The organism is Streptomyces sp. NPDC002911, from assembly GCF_053591835.1.
This window is the reverse complement of the sequence record NZ_JBSFUO010000008.1, coordinates 270,464-285,632: the sequence shown is the minus strand read 5'-3', so window position 1 is coordinate 285,632 and position 15,169 is coordinate 270,464. Positions and strand designations below refer to the sequence as shown.

The following is a 15,169-nucleotide window of genomic DNA, read 5'->3' as shown; positions in this document are numbered from 1 at the left end:
CTGTGGTCTACCGGTGCTGCGGCCTGGAGAGGTAGAGCTGAGCGTAGAGCCAGCCGTCCTCCTCCAGACCGCTCGCGTCCACGTCGGCCGCGGCCAGGCTGTCGAGGACGCCTCGCTGTTCCTCCGGGCCTGCGAACCGCCGCTGCTTGAAGACCCCGTCGGCCCGGACCGTCCGGTAGCCCAGCTCTTCCAGGGCGTCCTCGACGGGTCCGAAGGGGAACATCCGCAGCACGAAGTGCGCCATCCAGGGGAGGCGGCCGTCCTGCGCGCGGACGACGCGGGTGAGGGTGCGCTCGGTGACGTAGCCGATGCAGCCCGTCGACATCACCAGGTCCGTCCCGGCGAGCCGGGCGCGCTGCGCGGGGGTGGGGTCGTTCGTCTCGAGGTCGGCGTTGACGGTGTCGTCGAGGAATCCCGCTTCGTGTGCGTAGGCCAGGGCGTTGGCGGAGGCGTCCAGGCCGGTGAAGCGCAGGGTGCGCGCCGGGCGCCGGGAGCGGGAGAGGTCCCGGTCCCGCTCCAGCAGCGCGGCACGGGTGCCGGGGCCGCTGCCGTCGTAGCGGGCGTACAGCTCGTCCATCGTGATGTCGTACTTGAGCAGAGCGGCGTTGATCCCGTACGAACAGCCGATGTCCAGCACCCGGGGCACGGCCACCTGTTCGGCCTCCCGGTACTCCTCGAGGATCTCGTCGAAGTGGGGCTTGGCGAGTTGGGGGACGCAGTAGCCGAGCGGGCGGAGCACCTGGAAGTACGTGCGGGGGTCGGGCGCGGTGTAGATGTGGTCCAGCGAGACTTTTCCGGACGCGTCGAGACGCAAGGGCTTCTCCTCGGTGGGGCGCGTGGCAGTGCCTGGAACCGTTCGCCGTCGTCTCAGTCCAGCAGCTGGTCGCCCCGTACCGCCCGGCTTCCCGCGGCCAGGTGTTCGGGCAGTACGCGGCCGAAGAGCTGTCGGGTACGCGCCACGCTCCCTATGACGCCGGGGCGCTCGCTGTAGGCGAAGATCGCGCTGTGGCGTGCGCGGTCGCCCCGAACGGGGCTGACCCGGTGCAGCGAGTAGCGGCCCTTGAACAGCTGCAGGTCGCCCGGGCGCAGGGGCAGGCGCTCCGGCTTCCGTGCGCCGCGGCCGTCCAGGACGTCCCGGACGTCGTCGAAGTGCTCGTCGGTGGCGGACCTGATGTTCGGGCAGTACTCGAAGGAGCCGCCCTCCCGCGCCTCCTGGGTCAGCATGCTGACCGTGTACTCGTTGGTGTCGAAGTGCCAGGGGTGTTCCATGCCCGGCCGTACGACGTTGAGCACGAGCCCGGAGAGGGGGTCGGCGAGCTCGTACAGGTGCGGCAGCCCGAAGCAGTCGGCGACGAGTCGTTGGAAGGACTCGTGGGCGTACAGCCTGCCGATGAGGGAGTCCCCGGGGATGCGGTCGCGGGCGACGAACGCGTTGCCGCGCTCGAAGGTGCGCCGGCCGGGGTGGTGCTCGGGCAGGTTCGCGTCCACGTCGGTGTTGTAGACGTTGACCGTCTCGACGTCGAAGTACGCCTGCGGGGCGAGGGCGGCGCACTCCTGTCGCAGCGTCTCGTGGTGCGAGGGCCGGATGAAGTCCGGCAGTACGGTGCAGCCCGCTTCGGCCAGTTCGCGCCTCGCCCGCGTCACCACGGCGCGGGTTTCGGCGCCTTCGGGGTGCGACAGGGGGTACTGGTCCGTGTCGACCACCTGGTCGAGCGTGATGGCTTGCAGAGTGCTCATTCGACCCTCTCCACTCGCACGTCGGCAACTCAACTGAGGAGTAACAGAGTTGAAGTTCCCACAGCCTCCGCTGCGTTGTCTGTGACTCGTCACACTTCCTGACGCGCGGGCAGGCGGAACCACACCTGTGCCCCCGGACTTCCGGGGGCACAGGCAAGCCGGGGTCAGCGGCCGTCGCGGATCAGGGCACGGACCATGCGGCAGGTGGTGTCGGACGGCGGGTGGATGGCGAGGCGGTCCGCCGCTGCGCGGATCCGGGCGTTGCGGGCGCTCGACGGCTGGTACACGCCTGCGTCGAGCAGGGCGATCGCCAGGCGCATGGCCTTCAGGCGGCGGTTGTGGGAGACGTACCACTCGCGGGGCCGGCCCGCGGGCAGGCGCTTCTTCCGCAGGGGCTTGTGGAGCGGCTCGGTCGTGGCTGTGGCAACGGCCATCGGCAACCTCCTGGCACAGTGGTGGAACCCTCACGAACTCCCTCTATTTTACTGCCCACCACTGACAATCGCCCCTGGCCAGAGGCCTTTTCGAGGATCCCTCCCGTATCCTGGGCCCCATGGAGATCTGGATCAATCCCGCCTGTTCCAAATGCCGCAGCGCGGTGAGTCTGCTCGACGCGGAGGGCGCCGACTACACCGTCCGCCGCTACCTGGAGGACGTGCCGTCGTCCGAGGAGATCCGGGCCGTGCTCGGCCGTCTCGGGCTGGAGCCGTGGGACATCACGCGGACCCAGGAGGCGGAGGCAGGGGAACTCGGTCTCAAGGACTGGCCGAAGGACGCCGCGTCGCGCGAGCGGTGGATCACGGCGCTGGCGGATCACCCGAAGCTGATCCAGCGCCCGATCATCACCGCGCAGGACGGGACGGCCGTCGTGGCGCGGTCGGACGAGGCGGTACGCGACGCGTTGGGGCGGTGAGCACGGCGGCCGTCGCCGAGTGAGGACCGCCGGCCGGGAGGCGGGGCGCACGCGGGCCGCTCAGGGTTCCCGCCGTCCGGTCTTCGCCCCGACGAGCCCGGCCCGCAGCGGTCCGGCGGATGCGGCGTGTGCTCATGCCGCCCGCCTGCCCGGGCCCGGGCGGGCGGCGCGGAACGTATCCAGTACGCCGCAGGGTGAGACGCCCCGGGGCGGCGGAGAACTGCCGTGCGACACCCTGGGGAAACCTCGGTAACACGCGGTTCACATTCGGGCAACGGCCGGGAAATCGCGCCTTGCGAAGCTGCGCACCACAGACCGCAGCACCCGCAAAGGATGGCGTCCGTGACGTTCAAGGCTGAGTACATCTGGATCGACGGCACCGAGCCGACCGCCAAGCTCCGTTCCAAGACGAAGATCATGTCGGGGAGCCCCTCGCAGGACGTGGCGGATCTGCCCATCTGGGGCTTCGACGGTTCGAGCACCAACCAGGCCGAGGGCCACGCCTCCGACCGGGTGCTGAAGCCGGTCTTCGCGTGTCCGGACCCGATCCGCGGCGGTGACGACATCCTGGTGCTGTGCGAGGTCTTCCACATCGACATGACTCCGCACGAGTCCAACACCCGCGCCTCGCTGCGTCCGGTCGCCGAGCAGTTCGCGGGCCAGGAGCCGATCTTCGGCATCGAGCAGGAGTACACCTTCTTCGACGGTCACCGTCCGCTCGGCTTCCCCGAGGGCGGCTTCCCGGCCGCGCAGGGCGGCTACTACTGCGGTGTGGGATCGGACGAGATCTTCGGCCGCGACATCGTCGAGAAGCACCTCGACAACTGTCTGAAGGCGGGTCTGGCCATATCCGGCATCAACGCCGAGGTCATGCCCGGCCAGTGGGAATTCCAGGTCGGACCGGTCTCCCCGCTGGAGGTCTCCGACCACCTGTGGATCGCGCGCTGGCTGCTGTACCGCACCGCCGAGGACTTCAACGTCTCCGCGACGCTGGACCCGAAGCCGGTCAAGGGCGACTGGAACGGCGCGGGTGCGCACACCAACTTCTCCACGAAGGCGATGCGCGAGGGCTACGAGGCGATCATCACCGCGGCCGAGTCGCTCGGTGAGGGCTCGAAGCCGATGGACCACGTCAAGAACTACGGCGCGGGCATCGACGACCGTCTCACCGGTCTGCACGAGACCGCCCCGTGGAACGAGTACAGCTACGGCGTATCCAACCGCGGTGCCTCGGTCCGTATCCCGTGGCAGGTCGAGCAGGACCAGAAGGGCTACATCGAGGACCGTCGCCCGAACGCCAACGTCGATCCGTACGTCGTCACGCGGCTGATCGTCGACACCTGCTGCACCGCGCTGGAGAAGGCCGGCCAGGTCTGATCCGTCACCGGCTGGAAGGGGCGTCCGTTCGCGGGCGCCCCTTCGGCATGCCCGGACGGTGCGGGGGGATATTGAGGTACCTCACACAGCGGTCCGTACCGACAGGTGAGAGAACCCTGCTGTGCGGCGCCGATCTCTGCTTCAATGGGGTCATGGCCAGCTTCAGGTACACCGCGTCGGGTCGCAGCGACCTCGAGCCGTTCTGGCCCTCTCGTCAGCATCATGACTTCGACCGGGTGTGTTGCCGCGCGTGGAACGCGCAGGCCCTCTAAAGCCGCCTCATTCCGGCCTTCGGCCCGCGCGCACGACGTACGTCCTCGATCACTTCTCGACGACTCCTCGCGCGAAAGAGCTGACCCTCATGGCGAACACTCGTACCCTCTCCACCGCGTCCGCCGTCACCGCGGCGTCCGCGGTGTCCGCTGCGGCCACCACCCCCGCCCGCACCGCCCTGTCCCCGAACCGCCCCCGGCTGCGTTCCGTCGACCGTGACGAGGTCGTCGCTCTCGCCGATGCGGCCGGCTTCCTCCCGCCGGGCGCCACCTGGTTTCCCGCGCCCGAGCACACGCTGCCCGCGCTGCCGGGCCGGCCGCCGATGGTCGGCTACCTGGTCCTCGTGCCCGCCGACCAGCAGCCTGGTCCGGCCGGATCCTTCGCCGCCGACCGGCACCAGGGGTTCGTGCCGGAGCCGGTGACCGGCGCCCCGGCGGGCGGGCCCGTGCAGATCGACTCCTCCCAACGCACCGCCGCCGTGGACGGTGTCCCCCTCGACCTGACCTACCTCGAGTTCGAGCTGCTGGCACACCTGGTCGCGCACCCGCACCGGGTTCACACCCGCGATCAGCTGGTGACGACGGTCTGGGGTTACGGGCATGTGGGCGACGGGCGAACCGTCGACGTCCACGTGGCCCGGCTGCGACGGAAGCTGGGCGCGGAGCACCGCCGGTCGATCCAGACCGTGCGGCGCGTGGGCTACAAGTACGCGCCCTGATCGCACCGCTCGTGCGGGAGGCCCCGGGAGCTCCGCCCCCTGGGGCCTCCCGCCGTTCCGATGGTGGTGCCAGGTACACCGCCGTCGGGTGCCGGAACGGCTGACGGCGCCCCCTGTGTACAGGCGAGACTGTGCCGAACGGGGTCCGACGTGGGGCCCGGCGAGGGGAGACACCGACATGAATGCGGCCATGAGCCGGGTACGGACCGCGCTGCTGACCGGTGGGCGGGCGTTCGTCCTCTCCTTCGCGTGCATCGCGGGCTCGGTCACCCTCTTCGTCCTGTCGGTTCTCTCGATCACCTTCATCCTGCTGGGCGTCGGTCTGGTCACCACCCCATGGGTCGTGGAAGCGGTGCGCAAGCACGCCGATCAGCGCCGGCTGCTCGCGGGGTCCTGGTCGGACGTCCGCGTCCCGGCCCTCCACCGGCCGTTCCCGAAGGATGTGCGCACCGGGTTCACCGGGCAGGTCGAGCGCACCACGCTGCTGCTGAAGGACGCGGCGACCTGGCGGTACCTGCGGTGGCTGCTGCTCGACATGACGGCGGGGTTCGTGCTGTTGGTCCTCGCCTTCGGGCTGCTGGTCTACCCGCTGGAGGGGTTCGTCCTGGCGGCAGGACTGTGGCGGGTGTTCGAGGACAGCACTTACTTTTACGGCTTCGTGCCGGTCAGCAGTCAGGCCACGGGCCTGGCCGCCGCGGGGCTCGGCGTCGTGCTCTTCGTCGCCGGGGTGTGGGCCGCCAAGCCGCTGCTGCGGCTGCACTTCGTGCTCGCCCGGTCGGCGCTGTCGCCCACCCAGGAGGAACTCGCGCAGCGCATCGACCGGCTCACCGAGACCCGCCACGAGGCCGTGGACACGGCGGCGTCCGAACTGCGGCGCATCGAGCGGGATCTGCACGACGGGGCGCAGGCCCGGCTGGTCGCGATGGGCATGAACCTGGGCACCATCGAGGCACTGGTCGAGAAGGACCCCGCGCAGGCGAAGAAGCTCCTGGCGATGGCCCGTGCGTCCTCCGCCGAGGCCCTCACCGAGCTGCGTGACCTCGTACGGGGCATCCATCCGCCGGTGCTCGCCGAACGCGGCCTCGGCGACGCGGTGAGGGCGCTGGCCCTGCGGATGCCGATCGAGCCGGAGGTGACCGTGGAGCTCCCCGGCCGCACTGATGCTCCGGTCGAGTCGGCGGCGTACTTCGCCGTCAGCGAGGCCCTGACGAACGTGGTGAAGCACGCGGGAGCCGATCGCATCTGGGTGGACCTGCACCACGCCGAGGGCATGCTGCGGGTCTCCGTCACGGACAACGGCAAGGGCGGCGCGATAGTCGGAGCCGGCTCGGGGCTGAGCGGGATCGAACGCCGACTGGGTACATTCGACGGCGTACTGGCCGTCAGCAGTCCTGCGGGCGGTCCCACGATGGTGACCATGGAGATCCCTTGCGCGTTGTCCTAGCCGAAGATCTCTTCCTGCTCCGCGACGGCCTCGTACGCATGCTCGAAGCCTACGACTTCGAGATCGCGGCAGCCGTCGAGACCGGGCCCGAACTGACCAGGGCACTCGCCGACTTGAAGCCGGACGTCGCCGTCGTCGATGTCCGGCTTCCGCCGTCCCACACGGACGAGGGCCTGCAGTGCGCGCTGGCCGCCCGCCGCAACCGTCCCGGGCTGCCGGTGCTCGTCCTGTCGCAGCACGTGGAGCAGTTGTACGCCCGCGAGCTGCTGGCCGACGGCAACGGCGGCATCGGCTACCTGCTGAAGGACCGGGTGTTCGACGCCGGCCAGTTCATCGACGCGGTACGCCGGGTCGCCGCCGGCGGTACGGCGATGGATCCGCAGGTCATTTCGCAGCTGCTGTCACGGCGCTCGGCGGACGAGCCGATGGGCAGCCTGACACCGCGGGAGCGCGAGGTCATGGAGCTGATGGCGCAGGGCCGTTCGAACGGGGCGATCGCCGCGCAGTTGGTGGTCACGGAGCGGGCGGTGGCCAAGCACACCTCGAACATCTTCAGCAAGCTCGGACTGCCCGTGTCGGACGACGACAACCGCCGCGTGCTCGCGGTCCTCGCCTACCTCGACCGGGGCTGACCGCCGGCCTGGGGAAGCAGCCTGTGGACGCCGTGCCGGTGCAGTCCGTCCTCAAGGTTTTCCCCACCTGCCCGACGGGCGGGGCTGCCGGTCACGGGACGGAGAGGCGTTCCCGGCTCGCGCGAAGACATCGCGCAACCCGGCCCGGGGCGTGCGCGCCGGAGTGACCATCGCACCATTCGCTCGTTCAGCTGAATATGCCCCCACTGCGAGCAGTACCGTCGTCCGCCGGCCGCCCGTACGCGGAGCAGGCCGGCGGGGAGCGGGCCGAGACCGCGCCCGCCGATCACTACGCCCGGCTGGCGCGGATCGCGTATCTCGTGCTGGCGCCCTCGCTCGGTCGTAACCGGCGGGTGCTGTCGGCCCACTGGCTGGCCCAGCGGGCCCTGGCCGGCGGGCAGGGAGCGGATCCGGGGCGGGCCTACGCGCACGTGCGGCTCCGGGTGCTGCGTTCCGCACTGGATTCGAGGCTTCCCCTGTTCCGGTTCGCCCGGCCTCGGCGGGCCCAGTTCCCGCCGCTGGTGCCGCAGGTGTGGGGGCTGCGCCTGTTTCCGCACTCCTGCGGCGCGGAGGGTCTGGCTCTGGAGCAGGCCCTGGCCGAGGTGTCTGGGCCCGGCCGGGCCGCGCATGTGCTGCGCGGACTCGAAGGGCTCGACGACGCCGAGGTGGGCCGGATTCTCGACGCGGCGGGCGTCGCCGACCCCCGGGCGGCGCTGCTGGAGGCCGACGCGCTCACCGCGCCCCACTCGCTGCTGGCCTCACCGGAGTTCGACCCGTGCTCCCTGCAGGTCAGGCCGACCGATCCGGTGCGCCGTCGGCGGCGCGGGCGTACCCTCCTGGCCGGCGCCGGCGCGCTGCTGGTCTGCGGCACGCTGCTGCTGATGCCGGGCGACGGCCTGGGCGGTCCGACCGCCGCCTCCGCGCCGCTCTACTCACGCCACCGCACCGCCCAGCAGGCCCTGGATCCGGCCACGTTGGGCCGTGTGCCGGACGGCCTCTGGCGGCGCTCCACGCGCAGGGACTTCACCGTCTGGCCCACACGGGGTGACCGGAGCGGTGACACCCGCCTGCTGGGCCGCGCCCTCGCCTCGTGGGCGCGGCCCGGAGCCGCAGTGGCCGTGTCGGCGACGCCCGGGACGCCCGACGGCCCACCGATGGGACCGCCGCAGCTGCTGTACGCGGGCGAGGTCGGCGTCGCGGCCGTGGTGCTGTTCCACGACGGGCTGCGGGTCGTGCGCTACGCCGAGCCGCGCAACGCCGATCCGTCCAGGGGCGCCGCGCTGGACTTCGCCCGGGTGGACGGCGCGGACGAGGCGGCGGCGAGCGCGCTGGTGGTGGAGCGCCGTGCCGGCCGGATCCGCTATCTGACCGCGCCCTGGGTGCGGGAGGCCGGCCTGCGGGACCTGCTCGCACCGCACGCGGCGGCCCGGCCGTTGCCCCGCGACCGTTACGGGGTGACGGACCCGTTGACGGGGCCGGGGGCCGAGGGCGACTGCCGCTCCTGGCAGGCCCTGCAGCTGCGGGACGGCACCGCGGCGCGCCTGCTGACGGATCTCGGTGAGCTCACTCCCGTACGCCTCACCTCCGGTGCGCCGTCCGCTCCGCACGACGTGTCGGGCCGGGCCGAGCGGGAGAGCTGGGCGCGGACCGCGTGCCTGCTGCCGGCGGTGCGGTCCGGCGGTGTGCGGTCGGTGAACTCCTGGGCGTACGCCACACAGCCGCTGCCCGAGGGGAACGGCGCGGCCCAGTGGCTGTGCACCCGGGCGGAGACCTGGCGGGGCACCGGGAGCCGGGTGCTCGCCCAGTTCCAGGCCCCGTCCGCGCAGCCGCCGGGGAGCAGACCGCCCGGGGCGGTGGCGGCGCGCGCCGAGGACTCGCCGGCGTGCGGGACGCGTATGCCCCGCGTACTGGCGGGTGTGCTGTGGAAGTCGGACGGCGGGCGGTGGTACGTACTGGCGGCGGGCTCACAGCAGTTCAGGTCCCTGACCGCGACCGGAGGTGTGCGGGGCCGGGCGGACGGGCGGCTGCTGGCACTTCCGGCCAGGAAGGGCGACCGGCCCCGGCTCGACGGGCTGCTGACGAACGGCGGCCGGGCGGGCGCACTCCACTGAGCCTCCGGCACCGAGCAAGGGGAACGGGCGGGCGGGACGAAGGCCATGTGTCCCGCCCGTCAGGCTGTTCGGCTCACGGTCCTGGCTCCCGCCGCACCGGCCCGGTCAGCGGCAGTCTCAGTTCTTCCGGTAGGACGCGTCCAGGTCCCGGACCTCGGCCGAGGCATGGACGGTGAGACCGTCGACGGGCTTCAGGTGTCCGGCGAGCAGCTCCAGTACAGCTTCGGTCAGCTGCGCCTTGATCTCGGGAGTCCGGCCGGGCAGCATCGCGATCGAGACGTTCACGATCGAGTCGCCCGTCGCGGCGTCACCGACGACGGAGTCCTCGGCCCGGCGGAACCGGGTCTTGCAGGCGGGGACTTTGGTGGACACGGTCTCGGCGACGAGCGGGTGCAGGGCGAGCGCGAAGCCGCGGCGGTCGAAGCTGTCGTCGAGCTCGGCGGAGTAGTCGACGGTGATCTGCGGCATCAAGCGCTCCTGGTGGCGAGTGCGGTACGTATACGTGTACGCCGTGCACGCACGTGTACGGCTTCAGCTTCGCGTGATCGCGGCGCCCGCACAAGGGAGTCTCACCGCAGCCGGCCCCGGCTTCCGCCGCGAGGGCGGGAGCCGGGGCCGGCCGGTGCGGTTGGGCGTCAGCGCTGGGAGAACACGGCGACCGTGCGTCCCGGCACGGTGAAGCTGCCCGTCTTCCCCTCGTACGAGGACTTCTTGACCGCGTCATCCGCGCCCGCCGCCTGGACGGGGTGGAGGGCGTACGCCTTCCCTGCCAGGTCGGCGACGTCCTGGCTCTGCGTACCGGGGGTGGCGTTCATGACGACGACCAGCTCGCCCAGGCGCATCGTGATCACCCCGGGGGTCTCCTCCTTGCCGGAGAGCGGGAAGGACAGGGTGTCCTGCACCTGCTCGGCGGTGGCGAGGCCGAAGTCCTTCTCGGTGGAGCGGATCGTGAGCAGGTCCTGGTACGCGGCGGACGCGCCCGTCATCTGCTCGCATCCGGGCCTGAGTGCGGCGGAGGTCAGCAGCGGCTTTCCGTAGGACCACTTGTCCTGGTTGTCGGCGGCCGGCGGCAGCCCGCGTCCGAAGCCGTTGCCCTTGCGGCAGTCCCAGTGCAGCGCGTTGAACCAGTCGCCGCTGTCGTAGGAGTTGCGGTCCAGCGACTTGGAGCGCAGCAGGTCGGTACCGGCCTGGGAGAGCGCCGGTCCCTGCGAGAGCACGGCGGTCGCCATCGCCACGACCTGCATGCGGGCCCGGTCGGCTGCCGTGGTGTCCGCCGGGAGCTTGAAGGCGAGGGCGTCGTAGAGGGTTTCGTTGTCGTGGGCGTCGGCGTAGGCGAGGGCGTCACCGGGCGCCGCCGCGTATCCGGCGGGGGCCCCGTTGTAGTCGACGGCCGAGCCCTTGACCGTACGGCCCTGGGTGTCGGTGAAGGTGTAGTCGGCGAGGTTGCCGGTGAGGCCGACCTTGATCAGGTCCTGGTAGTGGAGCAGCCGGGCCTTCTGTTCGGTCTCGGTGCCGTTGGCTGAGGAGGTGTTGGGGTCGGTGTAGAGGCCGGAGGCGAAGCCCTGGACGCCGGGGTCCTCGTCGAAGGGGCCGCCGCCGCGCACGGCGTCGCGGGCCCGGTCGGAGAAGGTGGCGACGCCGGTGCCGGCCATGTTCTTCTGGGTGGCCTGCACGAAGCGGGCGTCGTCGGCGATCTCACCGAAGTTCCAGCCCTCGCCGTACAGGATGATCTTCTTGCCGTCGACGCCGTCCTTGGCGACGGTCAGCTCGTCAAGGGCTTCGCGGACAGCGAGGACGTTGGCCTTGGGGTGGTGTCCCATCAGGTCGAAGCGGAAGCCGTCGACCTTGTACTCCTTGGCCCAGGTGACGATCGAGTCCACGACGAGCTTGCCCATCATGGTGTTCTCGGGCGCGGTGTTGGCGCAGCAGGTCGAGGTGGCGACGGTGCCGTCCTCCAGGAGCCGCTGGTAGTAGCCGGGCACGATCCTGTCGAGGACGGACTTGTCGTCCTGGCCGGAGGCGACGGTGTGGTTGTAGACGACGTCCATGACGGTCCGCAGTCCGGCGCCGTTGAGCCCCTGCACCATCTGCCGGAATTCGACGGTGCGCTTCGTGCCGTCGGGGTCGGAGGCGTAACTGCCTTCGGGGACCGTGTAGTGCAGGGGGTCGTAGCCCCAGTTGAAGGCGTCCTTCGCGGCGGCCTCGGTGACGCAGGCCTGCTGTTTCTCGGAGTCGGGGGCGTAGGAGGAAAGGTCGCAGGCGGGCTGCTGCCGGTCGGACTTCTTCTCGGGGATCGTCCCGATGTCGAAGGCCGGCAGCAGGTGCACATAGCTGGTGCCGGAGTCCGCGAGCTTCTTGAGGTGCTTCATCCCGTCGGAGCGGGTGTCGGTGAAGGCGAGGTACTCGCCGGGGTGCTTCGCCGTCGTGTCCGTGATCGAGAAGTCGCGGACGTGCAGCTCCTGGATCTGGGCGTCCCGCAGCGGGGTCGCGGCGGGCTTCTTCAGCCCGGACCAGCCGCGCGGGGCCAGCTTCGGGTCGTCGAGGTCGACGGCGAGGCTGCGGGCGGAGTCGGCGGTCAGGGCGGTGGAGTAGGGGTCGGTGACCTTGTTGGTGACCATCCTCCGGACGGTGGGCGCCCAGACGTCCACGGCGTACCGGTAGGGCTTGCCGTTCCAGCTCTTCTTCCCGGTGACGGACCAGACCCCGGTGCGGTCGTCGCGGCGCATCGGGACGGTCTTCCCGTCGAGTTCGAGCGCGACCGTACGGGCGGTGGGCGCCCAGACGGAGAGCGTCGGGCTGCCCTTGCGGAAGACGGGCCCGAGGGCGGCGCCGCTCGCGGCCTTACCGTACAGCTCGTCCAGTACACCCGCGGTCTGTACGCCGGTGGCGGCGAGCAGGGCGCCGTTGGCGGCGCGCTGGGTGGCGATCAGCTGGCCGCGCAGCGACTCACGGACCCTGTCCCGGTCGCGGGTGTCGACGGTGAACGCCGGATAGTCCTTGAGGTGCGGGTACTTCGCCTTCTGCGCGTCGGTGAGCTCGGTGGCGCCGAGCCGGAGCCACCGGCCCTCGTCGGAGAGGGCGCCGTCGACGACGGAGATGCCGCCGTCCTTCGCGTACACGAGCTGCTGGCTGGTGGCGTCGGTGGCCTTCACCTTCCAGACGACGGTGTCCGCGTCGATCCACTGGGCCTCGGCCTTGGTGAGGTCGGGTGTGGGCACGCCGCCGGCCTGCGGCAGCAGGTAGCCGGACTTCCCGCCGAGCATCCAGACCTCGTGGCCGTGCGAGGCGATGTCGAGGGACTGGTCGCCGGGGAGGTCCTTCTCGTCGCCCCTGTGGAGGATGTAGCTGAGCGAGGTGGCGCCGTCGGTGAGCGGGACCTCGAAAGTGACTCCGTAGGCGTCGGTCTTCACGGGCTGCAGCGGCTTGGCCCAGTCCGTGGGGGCGGCGGCACCCGTCCAGGTGTGCAGGCCCCAGCCGTCGTAGTCGCCGTCGGCACGGTGGTAGTGCAGAACAGCCTTCGACGTGTCCTGCGGCGCGGATTCGGGAGCCTCGGTCGCCTGCTCGTCCTTGCCCTGCTCGATCCAGACCTGGCCGGTCCTCGCGAGGTCGACGGTGCGCTCGGGACCGTCGGCGGTGCCGTTCTTCTCGACGGTGTACGGGACCGAGGAGGCGCCCTCGTCGAGGTCGATCCAGGCGAAGGCGCCGTAGGCGTCCCGGCCGATGAAGTCGGCGCTCCGGTCACCAAACTTCAGTTGCCAGCCCTCGTAGTCGCCGTCCGCGCGCTTGTAGTGGACGACGGCGTGGTCGCGTTCGACGGCGACGGGCTTCGGGGCGGGCGGGGCCAGGCCGGCGGTCGTGGAGGCGAGGGCGCTCGCGGTGCGTCCGGCGCGGTCGACGACCACGGCCTTGTAGCGCAGCGCGCTCCCGGCCTTCACCGACTCGTCCACGTGCTGGGTGACCCTGTAGGGGGCGTGGTCGGCCGAGCCGAGCGTGACCCACTTGCCGTTGCCGGTCTGCGCGGCGAAGACGACGCGGTTCAGGTCTCCGCCGTCCACGTCGGCGCTGATCTCGACGGTGCCGGTGGCTCCGGCTGCCGGGGCCTTCAGGGTGACGGACGGCTTGGTGGCCGGGGCACCGAGCTGCTTGTCGGCGCGGAGCACGATGCTGGACAGCGCGGGAACGGTGACCTTGACGGCCTTGTCCGCGCCGCTCCGGACGGTGCCGGAACCGCCGTACAGCGTGCGGAAGTTCACGCCGGCCGACTCGGTGGCGATCTCGACCGTCTTCGCCTCGGTGGCGTTGTTGGTGGCGACGACGTATTCGTACGGGCGCTTGGTGTCCGTACGCGAGAAGGCGTGGACGGAGTCCTTGGCGTAGCGCTCGGTCTGGGTGCCGTCTCGCAGGGCCGGGTGCTCCCGGGTGAGCTTCGAGAGGGCGGCTATGGAGCGGTAGAGCGGGTGCTTCGTGTCGTACGCGTCGGAGGCGTGCGTACGGTCGGTGCCCAGCTGGTCGTCGTCGAGGTAGTCGGCCGTCCTCGAGGCGAACAGCGTCTGGCGGGAGTCCTTGTCGCCGCCCGCTCCGGTGTAGCCCTGCTCGTCGCCGTAGTAGATCACCGGATTGCCGCGGCCGAGGAACATCAGTTCGTTGGCGAGGCGGGCTCGGTCCAGGAGCTCGGCGTCGTCGGCCTCGGGGTTGTCCTGCTTCAGGAAGGTGCCGATGCGGCCCATGTCGTGGTTGCCGAGGAAGGTCACCTGCTCGTAGGCGTTGGCCTTGTCGGTGGTGTAGCGGTAGTCGTCACCGTAGACCGAGGCGAGCTTCGAGGCCGGGGCGCCCTGGGAGGCGTACTGCCGGGCGGCTTCCTGGAAGGGGAAGTCCAGCGTGGCGTCGAGCCGGCCGCGCGTGACGTAGGGCGAGGTGACCGCCGTGTCGGCGGAGTAGATCTCGCCGAACATGAAGAAGTCGTCGCGGCCGCGCTTTGCCGCGTAGTCGTCGAGGGCCGTGGCCCACTGCGTCCAGAAGTCGAGGTCGACGTGCTTGACGGTGTCGATGCGGAAGCCGTCGATGTCGAAGTCGCGGACCCACTTCTCGTAGATCTTCTCCATGCCGGACACGACCTCGGGACGCTCGGTCCACAGGTCGTCGAGACCGGAGAAGTCGCCGTACTCGGTGGACTCGCCCGCGTAGGTCGAGTCGCCCCTGTTGTGGTACATCGTGCTGTCGTTGAGCCAGGCCGGGACCTTCTTCCCCGTGTTCTGCGGGGTGTACGGGAAGGAGTCTGCGTCCACCTCCTCGACGCCCCGGGTGTCGTCGAACGGGCGGCCGTTCTCGTCGAGGTACGGGAAGGCGCCCTTGGGCTTGTAGCCGTACTTCTTCTCGGCGTAGTCGACGGTGTCGGCGGTGTGGTTGGTGATGACGTCGAAGAAGACCTTCATGCCCTTGCCGTGGGCCTTGTCGATCAGCTTCGTGAGGTCGGCGTTGGTCCCGAAGTGCGGGTCGACCTGGGTGAAGTCGGTGATCCAGTAACCGTGGTAGCCGGCCGACGCGTTGTCCCCGGTGCCCTGGACGGGCCGGTTCTTGAAGATCGGCGCGAGCCAGATCGCGGTGGTGCCGAGCTCCTTGATGTAGTCGAGCCGCTGGGTGAGTCCCTTGAGGTCGCCGCCCTGGTAGAAGCCCTTGTCCGTGGGGTCGTATCCGGTCTCCAGTCGCGAACCGGTGAGCCCGCCCCGGTCGTTGGAGGTGTCGCCGTTCGCGAACCGGTCGGGCAGCACGAAGTAGAACTGCTCACGGGTCAGGTCGTGCCGGGCCGGCTCCTTCGCGAGTGTCGCGTCCGAGGGCGGTGACGGAGGTCTGGGCGCGGCGGACGCGGAGGCCGCCGGTACGACGGGGAGCAGCGCCGCGCACAGTGCGGCGACGGCTCCCCGCCGGAGGGTGGTTCGGGACACGGGCGGGTACTCCTCGGCTTTC

11 protein-coding genes are annotated in these 15,169 nt (G+C 70.8%); 6 read left to right on the top strand and 5 right to left on the bottom strand.

Annotation, left to right across the window (positions count from 1 at the left end; translation table 11 throughout):
* Nucleotides 1-7 precede the first annotated feature (7 nt).
* The 3 genes from ACWD04_RS15915 to ACWD04_RS15905 all read right to left on the bottom strand — a co-directional run bounded on the left by ACWD04_RS15915 (nucleotide 8) and on the right by ACWD04_RS15905 (nucleotide 2,171).
* Nucleotides 8-814, bottom strand: coding sequence for a class I SAM-dependent methyltransferase (locus ACWD04_RS15915; RefSeq protein ID WP_451132182.1), 807 nt, complete (start codon nucleotides 812-814; stop codon nucleotides 8-10).
* A gap of 53 nt (nucleotides 815-867) precedes the next feature.
* Entirely contained in the window at nucleotides 868-1,737 is an 870-nt protein-coding gene (locus ACWD04_RS15910; protein ID WP_451132180.1) for a HalD/BesD family halogenase, read from the bottom strand.
* Nucleotides 1,738-1,901: 164 nt separating this feature from the next.
* On the bottom strand, nucleotides 1,902-2,171 hold the full coding sequence (locus tag ACWD04_RS15905; protein WP_451132178.1) for a hypothetical protein: 270 nt from the start codon (nucleotides 2,169-2,171) through the stop codon (nucleotides 1,902-1,904).
* Nucleotides 2,172-2,290: 119 nt separating this feature from the next.
* Between ACWD04_RS15905 and ACWD04_RS15900 the strand changes: the two genes are divergently transcribed.
* The 6 genes from ACWD04_RS15900 (at nucleotide 2,291) to ACWD04_RS15875 (ending at nucleotide 9,205) form a co-directional block, all read left to right on the top strand.
* Nucleotides 2,291-2,650, top strand: a complete 360-nt coding sequence (locus tag ACWD04_RS15900) for an arsenate reductase family protein (RefSeq protein WP_451132176.1) — start codon at nucleotides 2,291-2,293, stop codon at nucleotides 2,648-2,650.
* Nucleotides 2,651-2,992: 342 nt separating this feature from the next.
* Nucleotides 2,993-4,027 (top strand): glutamine synthetase, encoded by a 1,035-nt coding sequence (gene glnII / locus ACWD04_RS15895; protein WP_451132174.1) that lies wholly within the window; start codon nucleotides 2,993-2,995, stop codon nucleotides 4,025-4,027.
* Between the two features lie 361 nt (nucleotides 4,028-4,388).
* Nucleotides 4,389-5,018: a winged helix-turn-helix domain-containing protein gene (locus tag ACWD04_RS15890; RefSeq protein WP_451132172.1), complete on the top strand. Its 630-nt coding sequence runs from the start codon at nucleotides 4,389-4,391 to the stop codon at nucleotides 5,016-5,018.
* A gap of 178 nt (nucleotides 5,019-5,196) precedes the next feature.
* The gene (locus tag ACWD04_RS15885) at nucleotides 5,197-6,462 is read left to right on the top strand and encodes a sensor histidine kinase (protein ID WP_451132170.1); all 1,266 of its coding nucleotides are present in this window, start codon (nucleotides 5,197-5,199) and stop codon (nucleotides 6,460-6,462) included.
* A complete protein-coding gene (locus tag ACWD04_RS15880) occupies nucleotides 6,447-7,094 on the top strand; it encodes a LuxR C-terminal-related transcriptional regulator (protein ID WP_451132168.1) in 648 nt (215 codons plus the stop codon). Before ACWD04_RS15885 ends, ACWD04_RS15880 begins: the two co-directional genes overlap by 16 nt.
* Nucleotides 7,095-7,291: 197 nt before the next feature.
* Complete coding sequence (locus tag ACWD04_RS15875) at nucleotides 7,292-9,205, top strand: hypothetical protein (protein WP_451132166.1); 1,914 nt, start codon at nucleotides 7,292-7,294, stop codon at nucleotides 9,203-9,205.
* Between the two features lie 117 nt (nucleotides 9,206-9,322).
* On the opposite strand, the gene ACWD04_RS15870 is transcribed toward ACWD04_RS15875, so the two are convergent.
* Together ACWD04_RS15870 and pulA are read right to left on the bottom strand one after the other, a co-directional pair.
* Nucleotides 9,323-9,673, bottom strand: a complete 351-nt coding sequence (locus ACWD04_RS15870) for a 5-carboxymethyl-2-hydroxymuconate Delta-isomerase (RefSeq protein ID WP_451132164.1) — start codon at nucleotides 9,671-9,673, stop codon at nucleotides 9,323-9,325.
* Between the two features lie 167 nt (nucleotides 9,674-9,840).
* Nucleotides 9,841-15,147 carry a pullulanase-type alpha-1,6-glucosidase gene (gene pulA, locus ACWD04_RS15865; RefSeq protein WP_451132162.1) on the bottom strand — a complete coding sequence of 1,769 codons (5,307 nt, stop codon included), beginning with the start codon at nucleotides 15,145-15,147 and terminating at the stop codon, nucleotides 9,841-9,843.
* Nucleotides 15,148-15,169 lie beyond the last annotated feature (22 nt).